General features: G+C 70.9%; 11 protein-coding genes. 8 read left to right on the top strand and 3 right to left on the bottom strand.

Translation table 11 applies throughout. The features are described from left to right. The first annotated feature begins 93 nt into the window (after positions 1 to 93). The 7 genes from ACFPMG_RS30505 (at position 94) to ACFPMG_RS30475 (ending at position 13,685) form a co-directional block, all read left to right on the top strand. The gene (locus tag ACFPMG_RS30505) at positions 94 to 1,299 is read left to right on the top strand and encodes an isochorismate synthase (protein WP_376999284.1); all 1,206 of its coding nucleotides are present in this window, start codon (positions 94 to 96) and stop codon (positions 1,297 to 1,299) included. Beyond that, positions 1,296 to 2,933 (top strand): (2,3-dihydroxybenzoyl)adenylate synthase, encoded by a 1,638-nt coding sequence (locus ACFPMG_RS30500; protein WP_376999282.1) that lies wholly within the window; start codon positions 1,296 to 1,298, stop codon positions 2,931 to 2,933. Before ACFPMG_RS30505 ends, ACFPMG_RS30500 begins: the two co-directional genes overlap by 4 nt. Then, a complete protein-coding gene (locus ACFPMG_RS30495; protein WP_376999280.1) occupies positions 2,930 to 3,805 on the top strand; it encodes an isochorismatase family protein in 876 nt (291 codons plus the stop codon). The genes ACFPMG_RS30500 and ACFPMG_RS30495 overlap by 4 nt, the downstream gene beginning before the upstream one ends. Continuing rightward, the gene (gene dhbA / locus ACFPMG_RS30490) at positions 3,802 to 4,557 is read left to right on the top strand and encodes a 2,3-dihydro-2,3-dihydroxybenzoate dehydrogenase (protein ID WP_376999278.1); all 756 of its coding nucleotides are present in this window, start codon (positions 3,802 to 3,804) and stop codon (positions 4,555 to 4,557) included. The genes ACFPMG_RS30495 and dhbA overlap by 4 nt, the downstream gene beginning before the upstream one ends. A gap of 25 nt (positions 4,558 to 4,582) precedes the next feature. Next, positions 4,583 to 4,789, top strand: a complete 207-nt coding sequence (locus tag ACFPMG_RS30485; protein WP_376999276.1) for an MbtH family protein — start codon at positions 4,583 to 4,585, stop codon at positions 4,787 to 4,789. A 122-nt stretch (positions 4,790 to 4,911) separates the two neighbouring features. Further along, positions 4,912 to 12,078, top strand: a complete 7,167-nt coding sequence (locus ACFPMG_RS30480; protein WP_376999274.1) for an amino acid adenylation domain-containing protein — start codon at positions 4,912 to 4,914, stop codon at positions 12,076 to 12,078. Then, on the top strand, positions 12,078 to 13,685 hold the full coding sequence (locus ACFPMG_RS30475; protein WP_376999272.1) for an alpha/beta hydrolase-fold protein: 1,608 nt from the start codon (positions 12,078 to 12,080) through the stop codon (positions 13,683 to 13,685). Before ACFPMG_RS30480 ends, ACFPMG_RS30475 begins: the two co-directional genes overlap by 1 nt. A gap of 69 nt (positions 13,686 to 13,754) precedes the next feature. On the opposite strand, the gene ACFPMG_RS30470 is transcribed toward ACFPMG_RS30475, so the two are convergent. Both ACFPMG_RS30470 and ACFPMG_RS30465 read right to left on the bottom strand, forming a co-directional pair. Then, a complete protein-coding gene (locus ACFPMG_RS30470) occupies positions 13,755 to 14,408 on the bottom strand; it encodes a ChrR family anti-sigma-E factor (protein ID WP_376999270.1) in 654 nt (217 codons plus the stop codon). Continuing rightward, positions 14,405 to 14,980, bottom strand: a complete 576-nt coding sequence (locus ACFPMG_RS30465; protein WP_376999268.1) for a sigma-70 family RNA polymerase sigma factor — start codon at positions 14,978 to 14,980, stop codon at positions 14,405 to 14,407. The genes ACFPMG_RS30470 and ACFPMG_RS30465 overlap by 4 nt, the downstream gene beginning before the upstream one ends. A gap of 202 nt (positions 14,981 to 15,182) precedes the next feature. Here ACFPMG_RS30465 and ACFPMG_RS30460 point away from each other — a divergent pair, with 202 nt between their 5' ends. After that, on the top strand, positions 15,183 to 16,619 hold the full coding sequence (locus ACFPMG_RS30460) for a sigma-54 interaction domain-containing protein (RefSeq protein ID WP_376999266.1): 1,437 nt from the start codon (positions 15,183 to 15,185) through the stop codon (positions 16,617 to 16,619). A 164-nt stretch (positions 16,620 to 16,783) separates the two neighbouring features. Here the strand turns inward: ACFPMG_RS30460 and ACFPMG_RS30455 are convergent. Then, positions 16,784 to 17,679 (bottom strand): pyruvate formate lyase family protein (locus ACFPMG_RS30455; protein WP_376998273.1); only part of this gene is annotated, 896 nt, incomplete at its 5' end.

The raw sequence follows: 17,679 nt of genomic DNA, 5'->3' as shown, positions 1-17,679 counted from the left end.
TCCCGCGCCCGCCCGGACCGTCAACGGCGCGCTTTTTCCGAACATGTCAACGTCGTCCGCGCTGGCGGATGGACAGTGGAGGCTTGTGTTTCCATGGACGTTCTACCCCTGCCCGCCGGGGAGCGGCCGCTCGGCGTCCGTTCCGATCCGGATTTCGCCTTCGCCTCACGTGGCCGTGTCCTGAAAGCCTACGGCGTGGATGAGCGGCTGGACGTCGCCCTCGACGACCGCAGCTTCGCCGATGGCCGGTGGGAGGAGGCGCTGGACCGCGCCTTCCGCCGCCGCAAGGCCCAAGGTGTCGAGAATCCCATCCTGGTCGGCGCCGTCCCCTTCGACGGACGCCAGCACGCCCGCCTGTTCATCCCCCAGCATTGCGATCACGAGGACGCCGTCCGTATGGCCGCCGACCCCGACCCCGTCGCGCTGAACGCCATCGAGGAGACGGTGGGACGCCACGCCTTCGAAGCGGCGGTGGCCCAGGCCATCGACCTGTTCCGCGACACCGCTTTGAAAAAGGTCGTGCTGTCGCGCCCGCTCGACGTGGAAGCGCGCGAGGCCTTCGCGCCGGGCCGCCTGCTGCGCGCCCTGCTGCGGCAGAATCCCGGCGCCTACGTCTTCGCGGCCCCGGTCGCCTACGGACAGACCCTGGTGGGAGCCAGTCCCGAACTGCTGATCCGCAGGACCGGGCGGACCGTGGTCAGCAACCCGCTGGCCGGGTCTGCCCCGCGAAGCCCGTCCGCCGAGGTGGAGCGCCAGCGCACCGCGGCTCTGCTCGCGTCCACGAAGGACCGGACGGAACACCGCTACGTCGTCGACGCGGTGCGCGCGGCGCTCGCCGGCCATTGCAGTCAATTGTCCGTACCGGACGCGCCCAGCGTGATCCGCACCCCGACCATGCTGCACCTGTCCACCGAACTGACCGGTGAGTTGGCCGATCCCGCGGTGTCGTCGCTGCGGCTCGCCCACGCGCTGCACCCGACGCCGGCGATCTGCGGCACGCCGACCGACCTCGCCCGCAACGCCATCGAGCGCCTGGAGGGCTACGCCCGCAACTGGTACGGCGGCATGGTCGGCTGGATGGACAGCCGGGGCAACGGCGAATGGGCGCTGTCCATCCGCTGCGGGCTGGTCCAGGGCCGTCACCTGCGCCTCTACGCCGGGGCCGGCGTCGTCGCGGATTCCAATCCGGCGGCGGAGTGGGAGGAGACGGCGGCCAAGCTGACCACCATGCTGAACCTGTTCGGCGTCGCGTCCGCCCAGCCCTCCAACACCGACCTTCCGGTGGAGCTGGCGTCGTGACCATTCCCTTCACGCCCTGGCCCACCGCCTTCGCGGAGCGCTACCGCGCCAAGGGGTACTGGACCGGCGATCCGCTGACCGACGTGATCGACCGCCACCGGGGTGCGGCGGCGGAGGCCACCGCGATCCTCTGCGGCGAACGCCGGTTCCGCTACGCCGACCTGCAGCGCCTGTCGCTCCGTCTGGCGACGGCCTTCCGCGCCCGCGGCCTGCGGCCCGGCGACACGGCGTTGGTGCGGCTGCCCAACCGCGCGGAATTCTATCTGGTCTTCTTCGCCCTGCTGCGCTGCGGGGTGGTGCCGGTCAACGCGCTGAACAGCCACGGCGTCTATGAGCTGGCCGCCTACGCGCGCCAGATCGAACCGGCGCTGGCCATCCTGCCGGCGGCGGACCAGGCTTTGGTCACCCTGATGACGCAGACGGTCGGGGCGGAGCGGCTGCTCCTGCTCGGCGCTCCATCCGACGACGGGGTCGGCGGATTCGCCTGGGCCGATGGCGATGCGCTGGCGGAGGATGCCGACGGACCGGGCCCGTCCGCCGACTTGGCCGCCGACCCATCCGGCGTGGCCTTCTTCCAGCTGTCCGGCGGCAGCACCGGCACGCCGAAGCTGATCCCGCGCACCCACGACGACTATCTCTACAGCGTCCGCCGCAGCGTCGAGATCTGCGGGCTGGACGAAACCTGCCGCTTCCTCTGCGCCCTGCCGGCGCCGCACAACTTCACTCTCAGCTCGCCCGGCGCGCTCGGCGTGTTCCACGCCGGCGGCACGGTGGTGATGGCCGGCGACCCCAGCCCCGCAACCTGCTTCCCACTGATCGCGCGCCACCGCGTCACCTGGGCGGCGCTGGTTCCGCCGATGCTGTCGGTCTGGCTGGAGGCCGCTGCCGCCGCCGAGGACCTGTCGAGCCTGGACGTCGTCCAGGTGGGCGGCGCCAAGCTCAGCCCCGCCGTCGCCGAGCGGGTGCCGGAGCGGCTGGGCTGCCGTCTCCAGCAGGTCTTCGGCATGGCGGAAGGGCTGGTGAACTACACGCGGCTCGACGACGATCCCTGGACGGTGGTCAACACCCAGGGCCGCCCGATGAGCCCCGACGACGAGATCCGCATTCTCGACGCCGCCGGCCACCCGGTCCCGCCCGGCACGGTGGGGGAGCTGTGGACCCGCGGTCCCTACACCTTCCGCGGCTACTACAAGGCCGACGCGCACAACGCCCGCGTCTTCGACGCCGAGGGCTTCTATTGCAGCGGCGATCTGGTCAGCCTGGCGCCGGGCGGCAACCTCGTCGTCTGCGGGCGCAACAAGGACCAGATCAACCGCGGCGGCGAAAAGATCGACGCGCAGGAGGTCGAAGACCTGCTGGCCGCCCACCCCGCGGTGAGCCACGCCGCCGTCGTCGCCATGCCCGACGCGCTGATGGGAGAGCGGTCCTGCGCCTTCGTCATCGCCCCGCCCGGCACCAAGCCGTCGGAGCTGCGCCGCTTCCTGCGCGGCCAGGGGCTGGCCGACTTCAAGCTGCCCGACCGCTTCGTCTTCGTCCCGGACCTGCCCAAGACCGCCGTCGGCAAAGTCGACAAGCAGACCCTGCGCGAGCGGGCGCGCAAAGACAACGTCTCCATGGAAACGACCGCATCATGACCATCCGATCCATCGCCCCCTACGCCCTGCCCACCGCGGCGGACCTGCCGCAGGACAAGGTATCCTGGAACGTCGACCCCGCCCGCGCGGTTCTGCTGATCCACGACATGCAGGACTATTTCGTCGGCTTCTACGGTGCGGCGAATCCGGCCATCGTCAGCTGCATCGACCGGATCATCCGGCTGAAGCGCCATCTGAAGGCGCTGGGCGTGCCGGTCGTCTACACGGCCCAGCCGCCGGTGCAGTCCGACGCCGACCGCGGCCTGCTGAATGATATGTGGGGGCCGGGCCTGACGGCCAAGCCGGATCTGGCGGGCATCGTCGCTCCGCTGGCTCCGGACGCCGACGACCGGGTGCTGACCAAATGGCGCTACAGCGCCTTTTTCCGCGCCCCGTTGGCCGAGATGATGGCGGAGGCCGGACGCGACCAGCTCCTGATCTGCGGGATCTACGCGCACATCGGCGTGATGCAGACGGCGCTGGACGCCTTCATGCGCGGCATCAAGCCCTTCCTGATCGCCGACGCCATCGCTGACTTCTCGCGCGAGGACCACATGATGGCGCTGCGCTTCGTCGCGCGCAACGCCGGGCGGACGATCCATTCCGACAGTGTGCTGGCCGCCCCCGCGGCGGTGCTGAGCAAGGAGGGGCTGCGGCGCATCCTGCTCGCCTCGCTGGAGGAGGTGCCGGGGGACGACGACAACCTGATGGATTTCGGCCTCGATTCCATCGCGGTGATGCAGGTGGTGGACCGCTGGAAGGCTGCGGGGGTCGAGGTCGGCTTCGCCGAACTGGCCGCGCAGCCGAGCGTCAACGGCTGGTGGGCGCTGATCGAGCCCCGGCTGGCCGCTTCCGGGCGCGTGGCGGCATGATGGACTTCGCGGGTCGGACCGCCTGGGTGACCGGCGCCGGGCAAGGGATCGGGCGGGCCGTGGCCGACCTGTTCCATGCCCGCGGTGCCATCGTCGTCGCCTTCGACCGCTACTGGCACGACAGCGGGGAGCGGCCCTACCGCACCGTGACGCTGGACATCGCCGACGCCGACGCGGTCGCCGGAACTTGTGAGGCCTTGTTCGCCGAGGGCACGCGGATCGACGTGCTGGCCAACGTCGCCGGCATCCTGCGCATGGGACCGGTGGAGACGACGACCGACGCCGACTGGCGCGACAGCTTCGCCGTCAACGTGGCCGGTCCCTTCCACATGATGCGGGCGGTGATCCCGGCCTTCAAAAGCGGTGGGAGCGGCGGCGCCATCGTCAGCGTCTCGTCCAACGCCGCCCATGTGCCGCGGATCGGCATGGCCGCCTACGGCGCGTCGAAGGCCGCGCTGACCAGCCTGACCATGACGGTGGGGCTGGAACTGGCGCCCTACGGCGTGCGCTGCAACGTCGTTTCCCCCGGCTCCACCGACACGCCGATGCAGCGCGCGCTGTGGAACGGGCCGGACGGGGCGGCGCAGACCATCCAGGGCAACCCCGGCCAGCACAAGCTCGGCATCCCGCTCGGCAAGCTCGCCACCCCGCGCGACGTGGCGGAGACGGTGGTCTTTCTCGCCTCCCCCGCCGCCGGCCACATCACCCTGGCCGACCTGCTGGTGGACGGCGGGGCGACGCTCGGGCGCTGATCCTCTTATTTCCAGGAATCACCCGATGACCAACGACCAGTATGTGAATCCCTTTGACGACGAGCGTCACGACTTCCTGGCATTGGTGAACGGGGCCGGCCAGTACAGCCTGTGGCCGTGCTTCGCCGCGGTGCCGGAGGGTTGGACGGCGGTCTTCGGCCCCACCGGACGCGCCGCCTGCCTCGACCACATCGAGGCCGCCTGGACCGACCTCACCCCCGCCGCCGCCTGAGCTTCATAGCCCTATCCCCTCCGCTCACGCGCAAACTTCGTTTGCGCTGACGCGGCAGGCGGACCTTCGGTCCGCCGAAAGCGGGGAGATGGGATTCACCGTTTCATATCAAGGACAGGGCCATGCGCATCATCCCCCTGCTGGGCACACAACTGGGCATCTGGCTGGCGGATCAGGTCGCGGCCCGGAAGAACGCCTATGTCATCGCCCACGCCATCGAGTTGAACGGCGCCATCAACGCCGCGCGCCTGTCGCAGGCTATCCGCGACGGGCTGGCGGAGGCCGACACGGTGACCGCGCGCTTCGCCGAGCGGGACGGACGCGTCGTCCAGATTCCGGACAGTGGTGCGGTGGCCGAGCCGGAACGAGTGGACCTGACCGCGGCCACCGACCCGGAGGCTGCGGCGCGCGCCGTCATGGCCGACGATCTGGCCGGCGACCTGCCCGCCGACGGGGACCGCCCTCTGTGCCGCCAGATCCTGTTCGACGTCACCGGGGCGGATGGGGCGCCGCGCTGGATCTGGTACCAGCGCTACCACCACATCATGCTGGACGGCTACAGCTTCAACGCGCTGACCCGCCGCATCGCGGATCTGTACGGCGCGGCGATCGAAGGGCGGATGCCGGCCCCCTGCCCCTTCGTCTCCGTCGCCGCGGTGGCGGAGGAGGAGGCGGCCTATCTCGCGTCCGACGCGCTGCCTCGCGACCGCGCCTATTGGAGCGGGCTGTGCCGGGACTTTCCGGCGCCGCTGACCCTCTCGGTCCAAGGCGCCAAGCCGACCGAGCAGCAGGCCACGTCGGAGGTGGTGGCCCACACCGCCGCCCTGCCCGATCCTCTGGCCCGCGCGCTCGCCGGGCTGGCGGAGACTTGCGGCGTGTCGGTCGCCGATCTGGCGATGGCCGGCATCGCCGTCTATCTGCACCGGCTGTCCGGCGATCCCCGCCCGGTGGTGGGCGTGCCCTTCATGCGGCGCATGGGCTCCGCCGCCGTCCACGCCATGGCGCCGGTGGTCAACGTGCTGCCGGTGCGCATCGACCTGACCGGAGCCGGAACGCTGGCCGAGGCCGCCGGGCGGGTGCGGGCCGCGCTGCGGGAGGCACGCCGGCACCAGCGCTACGACGCGGAGCGCATCCCCCGCGACCTGGGGCAGGTCGGGTCGGGCAAGGCGCTCTACGGCCCGGTGGTCAATTACCGCCTGTTCGATTACGACCTCGACTTCGCGGGTGTGGAGGCGGTCACCCACCATCTGGCGACCGGCCCGGTGGATGACTTCGAATTCGGGCTGATGACCCGTGGCGGCGGCATCGCGCTGGAGCTGCGCGCCGACCGCACGCGCTACGACGCCGCTGAACTGGCCCGCCACGCCCGGCGCCTGATCCGGTTGCTCGACGCCGCGGTGATCGGCGCTCCGCTGGACAGCCTGCCGGTGATGGACGCCGACGAAGGTACGGCCATCGCCGCCTGGTCCATCGGTCCCGTCTTCGCCGCACCGGAGCGCCCGGCGACCCTGGTGGAGGTTCTGGACCGCCAAGCCGCCGAGACGCCCCAAGCCACGGCGCTGGTGTTCGGCGACACCCGCATCACCTTCGCGGAGCTGTCGGGCGCGGTGTCGCGGCTGGCGCGGCTGCTGATCGCGCGCGGCGTCGGTCCCGGCGACGTGGTGGCGGTGGCGATTCCGCGCTCCGCCGACGCGGTGGTCGCCATGCTGGCGGTTCTGGCGAGCGGCGCCACCCACCTGCCGCTGGACCTCGACTACCCCAGCGAGCGGCTGGCGATGATGTGCGAGGACGCCGGGCCGCGCTGCGCCCTGACCTGGGCCTCGGTGGCCGGGAGGCTGCCCGCCGGGCTGGAGGCGCTGTGCCTGGACGACGCCGATCTGCTGGCCGCCTGCGCCGCCCTGCCCGGCGGACCCGTTGCGGTCGCGGAGCGCAAGGCGCCGCTGACGCCGACCCACATCGCGACCATCATTTTCACCTCCGGCTCCACCGGGCGTCCGAAGGGGGTGATGAACACCCACGGCGCGCTGCTGAACCTGCTGCTGTCCCACACGGCGACGGTCTACGGCCCGGCGCTGGACTCCGTCCGGCGTCGCCACGGCGCGCGGGCCCTGAGGGCCGCGCACACCCATTCCTTCGCCTTCGACTCCTCCTGGCTGCAGATCTTCTGGATGCTGCTGGGGCAGGAGCTTCACGTCTTCGACGAGGAGATGCGGCGCGACGCCCACGCCCTGGTGCAGGAGGTGCGGAGCCGGCGCATCGACGCCATGGACCTGCCGCCCTCCTTCTGCGCGCAGATGCTCGCCTGCGGCCTGACGCAGCCGGGGCACCATCACCCGACCCTCATCCTGATCGGCGGCGAGGCGGCCTCCCCCGCCCTGTGGGCGGACCTCCGCGGCCATGCCGAGCTGATGGCGGTGAATCTCTATGGCCCGACCGAGAACACCGTGGACACGCTGCGCGCGCCCGTCACGGTGGCGGAGCGGCCGGTGGTCGGACGCCCGGTCGGCAATGTGCGGGTCCATGTGCTGGACCCCCGGCTGCGCCCGGTTCCGGTCGGCGCCGTGGGCGAGCTGTACATCGGCGGCGCCGGTCTGGCAGCGGGCTATGTGGGCCGTCCGGGACTGACCGCCCAGCGCTTCGTCGCCGATCCCTTCAAGTCCAGCGGGCGTCTCTACCGGACCGGCGATCTGGTGCGCTGGACCGGCGACGGGCAGATCGACTTCATCGGGCGCGCCGACCACCAGATCAAGGTCCGCGGCTACCGCATCGAGATCCCGGAGGTCGAGGCCGCCCTGCACCGCCTGCCCGGCGTGTCGGGCGCGCTGGTGGTGGCGGAGGCGGTGAACGCCAGTCACCGGCTGATCGCCTACTGCACCCTGGCCGACGGCGTGCCGGCGGATTCCCGCGCCCTGCTGCACGGCCTGCGCGAGCGGTTGCCCGATTACATGGTGCCCTCGGCGCTGGTGGTGCTGGACGCCTTTCCGTTGACCGTCAACGGCAAGGTGGACCGCGCCCGCCTGCCTGCCCCGGCGGCGGACGGCGGCGGCGAGGCTCCGGCCACCCCGGCGGAGGCGCTGCTCTGCCGCGCCATGGCGACGGTGCTGGGAGTGGCGGCGGTGGGCGCCGACTCCGATTTCTTCGCGCTGGGCGGCGACAGCATCAGCGCCATCGCACTGGGCAGCGCGTTGCGCGCCCAAGGGTTCGAACTGCGCCCGCGCGACGTCTTCGCCGGCCGCGACCCGCGGCGCATGGCGCTCGCGCTCAAGGCGCTTCCGACGGGCGAGCGGACGGACACGGCGCGGCCCGCCGCCGATCTCGCCGCGCTGGAGGCCCGCCATGGCCCGGTCGTGGCAGCGGTGCCGCTGCTGCCCTTGCAGAAAGGCATGCTGTTCCAGAGCCAGCTCGGCGGAAAGGCCAGCGCCTACAACGCCTTCACCGCGCTCGACCTCGACGGGCCGCTGGACGCGGCGCGGCTTGAACGGGCCTTCGACGCGGTGCTGCGCCGCCACCCGCAGCTTGCCGGTCTGTTCGACCATGACGGGCACGGCGAGCCGCTGCTGGTCATTCCCGCCCTGCCGGACGGCGGCGCCGGGCTGTGGCCCTTCGAGCGGTACGACCTGTCGGATCGGACGCCGGACGCCCGCGCCGCGGAGTTGGCCCGCATTGAAGCGGCGACGGCGGAATGCGCCAACCCGACCGACCGCTTCCTGGGGCTGGTGAAGGCGGTTCTCGTCCGTACGGCGCCCGACCGTCACCGGCTGCTGATCGCCGTGCATCATCTGGTGGTCGACGGTTGGTCCACGCCGTTGTTGCTGCGCGATCTGCTGACCGCCTATGGACGCGGCGCCAAGACGTTGACGCCGCCCGCCATCGGCTATCCGGCGGTGGTGGAAGGCCTGCTCGCCCGCGACATGTCCGCGAGCCGGGCCGCCTGGAACGAAGCGCTGGCCGGTGCCACCCCGACCGTGCTCTTCGATCCCGCCCGGCCCGGCGCCGACGCGCCGATGGACGAGGCGGAACTGGCCCTGCCCGCGGAGCTGACCGACGCCCTCCTCTCCCGGCTGCGGGCGGAGGGGCTGACGCTGAACGCGCTGATGCAGGCGGTGTGGGGACTGGTGCTGAGCAATCTGGCGGGGCGGGACGACGTGCTGTTCGGCACACCGGTCTCCGGACGCTCCGCCGCCGTTCCCGGGCTGGAGGAGCAGGTGGGCCTGTTCCTGAACACACTGCCGGTGCGGATGGCGCTCGACCCGGTGCGGCCGCTGTGGGCGCAGCTTCCGGCCATCCAGGAGCGCCACATCGCGCTGATGGAGCATGACGGTCTGGGCCTGCCGGAGCTTCAGGCGATGGCCGGCGGCGGCGCGTTGTTCGACACGCTGCTGGTCGTGGAGAACTACCCGGACAGCGATTACGGGTCCCACGGCCTCGGCGGCGTCCGGGTGACCGGGGTGCACAACCGCGGCTACAGCCATTACCCGCTGGCCCTGCTGGTCCTGCCGGGTCGGGAGCTGACCCTTCTGGTGGAGAATCGCGGCGCCGTGCCCGGCGCGCGGGCGCTGGCGGAGCGGGTCCGCGGCCTGTTGGAGGCGCTGCTCCGCTGTCCCGCGACGCCCGTGGCCGCCCTGCCGACCCTGACCGAGACGGAGCGGCGGCACCTCGCTGCGGTGAACGCCACCGGGCGGGCGGTGCCGCGGACCACCCTGCGAGCGCTGCTGGCTGCGCAGGCGGCGCGCACGCTGGACGCGGTTGCGTTGGTCGACGAGCGTGAGAGCCTGACCTTCCGCGAGGTCCGGCAACGGGTGGCCGCTCTGGCCGGGCGGCTGCGCGCCCTGGGGGTGCGGCCCGGAGACGTGGTGGCGGTGGGCGTGCCGCGCTCCGCCGCGCTCAGCCTGTCGATCCTTGCAGCGGTCGAGGCCGGGGCGGCCTATCTGCCGCTCGACCTCGGCTACCCGGCGGACCGCCTGGCCTTCATGTTGTCCGACGCCCGCCCGCGGGCGCTGGTGACCGATGCGGCGTCGCGCCCGCTGTTCGGCGACGCGGTTCCGGTGCTGTCCGTCGATGAGGACGCGGCATTCCCATCTCCGACACCCGATGACGGGCTGACGGCGGACCATCCGGCCTATGTCATCTACACCAGCGGCACCACCGGGCGGCCCAAGGGCGTGGCGGTGTCGCACGGAGCCATCGTGAACCGCATCCTGTGGATGCAGAACGAATACCCGCTGGGGCCGCAGGACGCGATCCTGCAAAAGACTCCCTGCGGCTTCGACGTGTCGGTATGGGAGTTCTTCTGGTCCTTCCTGGTCGGAGCGCGGCTGGTCATGGCGCCGCCCGAGGCCCACCGCGATCCGGCGGCCCTGGTCCGGCTGATCGAGGATCACCGCATCACCACGCTCCATTTCGTGCCGTCGATGCTGGCCCTGTTCACCGCCAGCGCCGTCGAAAGCCACGGGCCCGACGCCCCGCTCTGTGCCAGCCTGACCCGCGTCTTCTGCAGCGGCGAGGCGTTGGGGCGCGGCCTGTCGCGCGCCTTCACCGACCGCTTCGGCGCGGAGCTGCACAACCTCTATGGCCCGACCGAGGCCGCGGTGGACGTCACCTACTGTTCGGCCTCGGGCGCCTGGATCGAGGGGGACGGCGGCGTTCCCATCGGAAAGCCGGTGTGGAACACGCAGCTACGCATACTCGACCACGCCCTGCGCCCGGTTCCGCCGGGCGCGGTGGGAGAGCTGTATCTGTGCGGCGACCAGCTCGCCATCGGCTATCTCGGACGGCCCGGCCTGACCGCGTCGCGCTTCGTCGCCGATCCCTCGGATCCGGGGCAGCGCATGTACCGCACGGGCGACCTCGCCCGGTGGCTGCCCGATGGCTCGGTCGAGTATCTGGGCCGCACCGATCATCAGGTGAAGATCCGCGGCCAGCGCATCGAGCTGGGCGAGATCGAAAGCGCGCTGGCGGACCTGCCCGGCGTGGCCCGGACGGTGGTGACCGCCACGGTTCTGGGTGACGGCGCCTCCGAACCCGGCATGGACCGGCGCCAGCTTGTCGCCTATCTCGTGCCGGCGGCCGGCATGGTGCTGGACGAGACGGCCATCCGCGCCGCCTTGAGGGACACCCTGCCGCCGCACATGCAGCCCGCCGTTTATGTGGCCTTGGACGCCCTGCCCCTGTCGCCGAACGGCAAGCTGGACCGCAAGGCCCTTCCCCCGCCCTCTCCGGAGCGCACGACGGGTCGGGCGGGCCGCACCCCGGCGCCGGGGCTGGAAAGCCGCCTCGCCGCCGTCTTCGCCGAACTTCTGGAACGGGAGAGCGTCGGCGCGGACGAGGATTTCTTCGCCATCGGCGGCCATTCCCTGCTGGCGATGCGGCTGGCGGCGCGGGTCCGCCGCGACCTGGGGCGGCCGCTGTCGGTCAGCCAGATCATGGTCGCCCCCACGGTGGCCCGGCTGGCCGCCCTTCTGGCCGACACGGCGGAGCGCGACGCGCCGGAAAATCTGGGCTTCGCCCCGGTGATCCGTCTGCGCGACGGGTCGGGGCCGCCGCTGATCTGCCTTTATCCGGGATCGGGCCTGTCCTGGCAATACAGCGTCCTGTCGCGCTACCTGGGCGGCGACCGGCCCATCGTCGGGCTGCAATCGCCGCGCCCCAACGGCCCGCTGGCTCTCAGCGCCGACCTCGACGACCTGTGCGATCGCCAGCTCGCCATCCTGCGGGAGGTGCAGCCGCGGGGGCCCTATCACCTGCTCGGCTACTCGCTGGGCGGCACGGTGGCCTATGGGCTGGCGGTCCGGCTGCGGAGGCTGGGCGAGCGGGTGGCCTTCCTCGGCCTGCTCGACACCTACCCGGCGGAAGCCCACGACTGGAGCGGCCTCGGGCGAACCGACGCCGACCAAGCGGCGGAGCGGGAGCAGGAACAGTTCCTCGGCGATGCCCTGGCCGATGTGATGGACGAGGCGCTGCGGCGGGAGAAGGTGGAAATGTTCGGGCACATCTTCGGCAACTACAAGGACGCCGTGCGGGTTCTGTCGAAGGCGCGAACCCCGTCCTACGACGGTGAGCTGACGCTGTTCGTGGCGGAGAAATCGATCCCACCGGAGATCGACCCGGAGGGAAGCTGGACGGGCCGCGTCGGGCGCCTGTCGGTCCACCGGCTGTCCCACTGCTCGCACGAGGACATCATCGCCCCGGCCTCCCTTCGGATCGTCGGCCCCTTGCTCGACCGGGTGATCGCGGCCGCCACCGCTGACGCGGAACCGGTCCGTGCCGCGGCGGGCGCGTGGCGCGCCTGATGCTCTTTGAACGCGTGAAGCGCCTGATGCTCCTGGGAATGGCGATGATGGCTCCGAACGGCTGCGCGGGGGTGCCGGACAGTTCCCCGCTTGTCCTGGACGTTCCCGTGTCCGGGACGGAGCGCAGCGCCGTCCATCGATTGGACCTCAACGACGGCGATTATGTGGAGGGCGTGCTCGATTCGGGCACGGACGTCGCGGAGCTGCGGCTGATCGATCAGGAAGGGCGCCCCGTCCGGCTGCTCCTGAACGGCACGGCGGGGCGGGAGGTCTTCCGTTTCGTCGCCGGGCCCGGCATGGCGGCGCTGCGGGTCACGCTGCGCGGGACCGGCGGCTATCGGCTGGCGCTGACCCGCCGCATCGCCGTGACGGACCAGCATCCTGTGCTTCAGGGGCATCTGAGCCCGACCATCGCCGCCCTGGCGGAAACGGTGAAGCGCGACGGCGGGACCGATGCCTTCTGGCAGGACATCGCCCGGCGCGGCACGCCGTTGGTGGAACCGTTGACGGGCGTGCCGGAATCGGACCGGGTCACGATGACCTTCCTGGCGCGGGGCGCCCGCCACAATGTGCGCCTGCTCGGAGGACCGACCTCCAACCACGAGAACCTCGAACGGCTGGGCCGGAGCGACGTCTGGTTCAAGAGCTTCGTCGTTCCCGCCTCCACGCGACTGTCCTACCAGATCGCGCCGGACGTGCCGGACTTCCCCGGAACCTGCCGCGAATGCCGGATGGCGATCATGGCGCAGCTTCAGGCCGACCCGATGAACCGACACCCCTGGCCGCCGGACGCGCCCGATCCCTTCAATCAGGTCTCCCTGGTGGAGTTGCCCGGTGCCCCACCCCAGCCCGGCCTCGAAGGCGGGTGGGCCGAACCGGCCGGACAACTCGTCGCCGAACGGTTCACCAGCCGCATCCTGGGCAACACGCGCGACATCGCGGTCTATGCGCCGCCCGCGGTCGATCCGGCGGGAAAGGACACGGTCCTGCTGCTGCTGTTCGACGGGCCGGACTATCTCAACCGGCACGCACCGGTTCCAACCATGCTCGACCGGCTGACCGGCGATGGCCGCCTGCCGCCGATCGTCGCCGTGTTCATCGCCAACCCCACCGCCGAGGCGCGGGAGCGCGAACTGCCGGTCAACACCGCTTTCGCCGCGATGCTCGCCGATGAGCTTCTTCCCTGGTTGAGAGAGCGGATGGGCATCCGGGCCCGGCCCGACCGCACGGTTCTGGCCGGGTCCAGCTATGGCGGGCTGGCGGCGGTGTCCGCGGCGCTGGTCCATCCGGACCGGTTCGGCAACGCGCTTTCCTTGTCCGGCTCCTTCTGGTGGCATCCGGCCGACGCGCCGCCGGATCGCCCGGAGCATGTGGCCGCTCTGGTGGCGTCGCGCGACCATCGCCCGGTGCGGTTCTTTCTCAGCGCGGGCTTGTTTGAAACCGGAGGCGACGGCGAGATCGGCATCCTGGAAAGCTCCCGCCATCTGCGGGACGTGCTGGAAGCCAAGGGCTACGAGGTCACCTACCGCGACTATGCCGCCGGGCACGACCGGTTCGCTTGGCGCGGCGCGCTCGGCGACGGATTGATCGCGTTGTTCGGGCGTTGAGGCGACGGCTCCGTTGTGGCGTGTGCGGCGCGGCGTCGCAAATCGCGCGCATGGCCAAGCGCTGGCCGATCAGAAGCGGAACCCGCGGTTGAGCAGCCAGCCGAGCGGACCGGTGAACACCAAGGGTCGGTCCTGCACCAGCAGGCACAGGCATTCGCCGTCCGCGTCGGCCACGGCGTGGTGCGGCGTACCGGTGTCGTAGGACGCCACGTCGCCGACGCGATAGGCCCCGAACTCGTCGGTGAAGCCACCCTTCATCACCAGCAGCATCTCGCTGTCGGTGTGGCGGTGGGCCGGCACCCGCGCCCCCGGCGCCATCCGCAGCAGGCAGGCCGAGGCCGTTCCGGCACCGAGGCCCCAGGCGGACAGGTGGACCCCCGGAACGACGCGCACCCACTCCAGCGCCTCCGGTTCCGCACCGATGGCGCGGCGCAGCGGGCCGGGAAACACGCTCTTTCCGGCCGGCGCGGGAACGGGCGGCGGAGCGGCGGCCGTCGCGTCCAGCCGGGTCATCAGGGTGCCGAACAACGAGTCGGACACCGGTTCGGGCGGCAGATCCGTCAGCAGGACTCCACCGCAGGCCTCCAGCTCCGCAACCTGCGCGCGGCAGTCGGGGCAATAGGCGAGATGCGCGGCGATTAGCAGGGACTGCACCTCGCGGAGGCTGCCGGCGGCATAATCGAGAAGCAGTTCGGGGGCGGGATGATGGACCGGCACGATCACGCCCCCTCCCCGAAAGCCCGGCGCAGGCGAACGAGGGCCAGCCGCAAGCGCGTCTTCACGGTGCCGAGCGGGATGCCGCGTTCGGCGGAAATTTCCGCATGGACCTTGTCCTCGTAATAGGCGAGCCGCAGCACGTCGGCCTGCTCCGGCGGCAGACTGCCGATCACCGCGCGCAGGCGGAAGGCCGTCTCGGCGGCCTCGAAATGATGGTCGGGCGTGGGCTCCTCCCCACCGTCCGGCACCAAGTCGTCAGGCTGAAGCTCGGGACGCCGCTCCTGTCGGACGCGGTCGATCCGGCGGTTGCGGGCGATGGTGTAGATCCAGGTGGAGGCGCTGGCCAGCGCCGGGTCGAAACGGTCCGCCCGCAGCCACACCGCCATCATAACGTCCTGGACCAACTCCTCCGCCGCGCTGCTGTCGGCGCCCAGACGGCGCATGTAGGCTTTGATCCGCGGCGCGAAATGATCGAACAGCGTGCGGAAGGCGGTGGAATCGCGGTTGCGCGCGACGGCAAGCAGCAGTTGCTCGTGGTCCGGCATGGTCGGGTCGTTCGAATCGGCCTTCGGCAGCATGCCAGGGACAAGTCTTCGGTCGGTCAACGTCGTGCCGCACCATACAACAGCGTATCCCGCCGCACACGGCGTAATTCGGCATAGGATCACCGTCGTGCGTATGGCCCAGGCATCCCCCAACTGGATTCCCTGGTATGGTGCCCCCACTTGATGCTAGGTCCGCGACGCCCTCCACCAAGCCCCAACCAAGAAGGAAGAAGGCATGAGCCTCGAACCGAACTTCGAACATTTGCGGGCCAGGGCCGTGGAATCGCTGTTCCAGCATCTGGCGGACGCCTGCGTCGGGCTGATCGTGGTCGACCAGAACGCGCGGATCGCCTGGATCGGCGAGCGCTACCTGGAGTTGCTCGGCTATTCCGGCAATCCGGACGACGCGCTGGGCCGCCCGGTGGAGGAGGTCATCCCCAACAGCCAGATGCGCCATGTGGTGGAGAGCGGGCAGACCATGCTGCTCGACCTCATGGACATCGGGGAGCGGACCATCGTGGTCACCCGCCTGCCGCTGCGCGATGAGGACGGGACGCTGATCGGGGCCATCGGCTTCGCCCTGTTCGACCGGGCCGACCGGCTGCGCCCGCTGATGTCGAAATACCAGAAGCTTCAGGAGGAGCTGACCCGCGCCCGGCAGGAGCTGGCGCAGGAGCGGCGCGCAAAATACTCCCTGTCGCAGATGATCGGCAACAGCGATTCCATGCGCGAGGTGAAGCGCCTGGCCCGTCGCGCCGCGCAGCTCGACAGCACCGTCCTGCTGCTGGGCGAGACCGGAACCGGCAAGGAACTGCTGGCCCACGGCATCCACGCCGCCAGCCCGCGCGCCAACGCGCCCTTCGTCGGGGTGAACGTCGCGGCGATTCCGGAGAACCTTCTGGAATCGGAGCTGTTCGGCGTCGCCCCCGGCGCCTACACCGGCGCCGACCGCAAGATGCGAGAAGGCAAATTCCAGTTGGCCGACGGCGGCACCCTGTTCCTGGACGAGATCGGCGACATGCCGTTGCCGCTCCAGGCCAAGTTGCTGCGCGTGCTGCAGGAACGGGAGTTCGAGGCGGTCGGCTCCAACAAGGTCGTGCGCGTCGATCTGCGCGTCATCGCGGCGACCAGCCGCGACCTCGATGCCCTGGTCCGCGAGCGGCAGTTCCGCGCCGACCTCTATTACCGTTTGAATGTGGTTCCGATCACCCTGCCGCCGCTGCGCGACCGGACGGAGGACATCGGCAGCATCGCCGACCGCATCCTCGACGAGCTGGCCTTCACCACCGCCGCCCCGTCGCGGGAACTGACCGCCGGGGCCATCGCCGTGCTGGAGGATTACGACTGGCCGGGCAATGTGCGGGAGTTGCGCAACGTGCTGGAACGGGTGTCGGCGATGACCGACGACACGGTCCTGACCGCCGACCACATCCGCGGCGCCCTGCCGCGCGCGGCGGGTCCCGCCGGTTCAGGCGAACGGCTGGCGGAGGGTGGCGACCGTCCCTTGAGCGACGTGCTGAAGGACACGGAGCGCGCCGCCATCGTCGGCGCCCTGTCGCGCACCGGCGGAGTGAAGGCGAAGGCTGCCAAGCTGCTGGGGATTTCACGCGCCTCGCTCTACGAGCGGATGCAGGCGCTGGGGATCAAGGAGGACACGCAGGGGACGGTGTGAGGGGGCTGCCCCTGACGGTTCTGGAGCAAGGGCCCCCACCCTTCCCACGGCTCCGCCGTGGGCCCCTTCCCTCCCCCGCTTCGCAAGGGAGGGAGTTCATCCCCTCCCCCGCGTCAGCGGGGGAGGGTCAGGGTGGGGGCAATGCCTCGCTGCTCAGACGCTTCTCAATGCGCGCCGTGGAAGGTGCGGCTGATGACGTCCATCTGCTGCTCGCGGGTCAGCTTGATGAAGTTCACCGCGTAGCCCGACACCCGGATGGTCAGCTGCGGGTACAGCTCCGGATGGTCCATGGCATGCAGCAGCGTCTCGCGGTCGAAGACGTTCACGTTGATGTGGTGGCCACCCTGGCCGAAATAGCCGTCGAGCATGCCCACCAGATTGGCCACCCGCTCACCCTCGGTCGGGCCCAGCGCGCCGGGCACGATCGTGAAGGTGTAGCTGATGCCGTCCTGGGCGTGGGCGTAGGGCAGCTTGGCCACCGACGCCATCGAGGCGATGGCCCCCTTGCGGTCGCGCCCGTGCATCGGGTTGGCCCCCGGCGCGAAGGGCTGGCCGGCCTTGCGCCCGTCCGGCGTGTTGCCCGTCTTCTTGCCGTAGACCACGTTCGAGGTGATCGTCAGCACCGACTGCGTCGGCACCGCGTCGCGATAGGCCTTCTGCTTGCGCAGCAGACCCATGAAGGTCTCCACCAGCCACACCGCGATCCCGTCGACCCGGTCGTCGTTGTTGCCGAAGGCCGGATAGTCGCCCTCGATGACGAAGTCAGTGGCGAGACCACGCTCGTCACGCACCACCTTGACCGTGGCGTGCTTGATCGCCGACAGGCTGTCCGCGACCACGCTCAGCCCGGCGATGCCGCAGGCCATGGTGCGCAGCACGTCGCGGTCGTGCAGCGCCATCTCCAGCCGCTCGTACATGTACTTGTCGTGCATGAAGTGGATGGCGTTGAGCGTGTTCATGTAGGCGCGCGCCAGCCACTCCATCATCGGCAGCAGGCGGGCGACCACCGTGTCGTGGTCGAGCACGTCGCCGGTGATCGGCGCGAAGGCCGGGCCGACCT

Source organism: Azospirillum himalayense, from assembly GCF_042657465.1.
In the GTDB taxonomy this organism is placed as follows: domain Bacteria; phylum Pseudomonadota; class Alphaproteobacteria; order Azospirillales; family Azospirillaceae; genus Azospirillum; species Azospirillum himalayense.
Note: the sequence above shows the minus strand (reverse complement) of the source record. Positions and strands in the feature narration are given on the sequence as shown.

Coding starts and splice junctions, on each gene's coding strand:
- ACFPMG_RS30505 (WP_376999284.1), top strand. CDS start 94: ATGGACGTTCTACCCCTGCCCGCCGGGGAGCGGCCGCTCGGCGTCCGT.
- ACFPMG_RS30495 (WP_376999280.1), top strand. CDS start 2,930: ATGACCATCCGATCCATCGCCCCCTACGCCCTGCCCACCGCGGCGGAC.
- dhbA (WP_376999278.1), top strand. CDS start 3,802: ATGATGGACTTCGCGGGTCGGACCGCCTGGGTGACCGGCGCCGGGCAA.
- ACFPMG_RS30485 (WP_376999276.1), top strand. CDS start 4,583: ATGACCAACGACCAGTATGTGAATCCCTTTGACGACGAGCGTCACGAC.
- ACFPMG_RS30480 (WP_376999274.1), top strand. CDS start 4,912: ATGCGCATCATCCCCCTGCTGGGCACACAACTGGGCATCTGGCTGGCG.
- ACFPMG_RS30475 (WP_376999272.1), top strand. CDS start 12,078: ATGCTCTTTGAACGCGTGAAGCGCCTGATGCTCCTGGGAATGGCGATG.
- ACFPMG_RS30465 (WP_376999268.1), bottom strand. CDS start 14,980: ATGCTGCCGAAGGCCGATTCGAACGACCCGACCATGCCGGACCACGAG.
- ACFPMG_RS30460 (WP_376999266.1), top strand. CDS start 15,183: ATGAGCCTCGAACCGAACTTCGAACATTTGCGGGCCAGGGCCGTGGAA.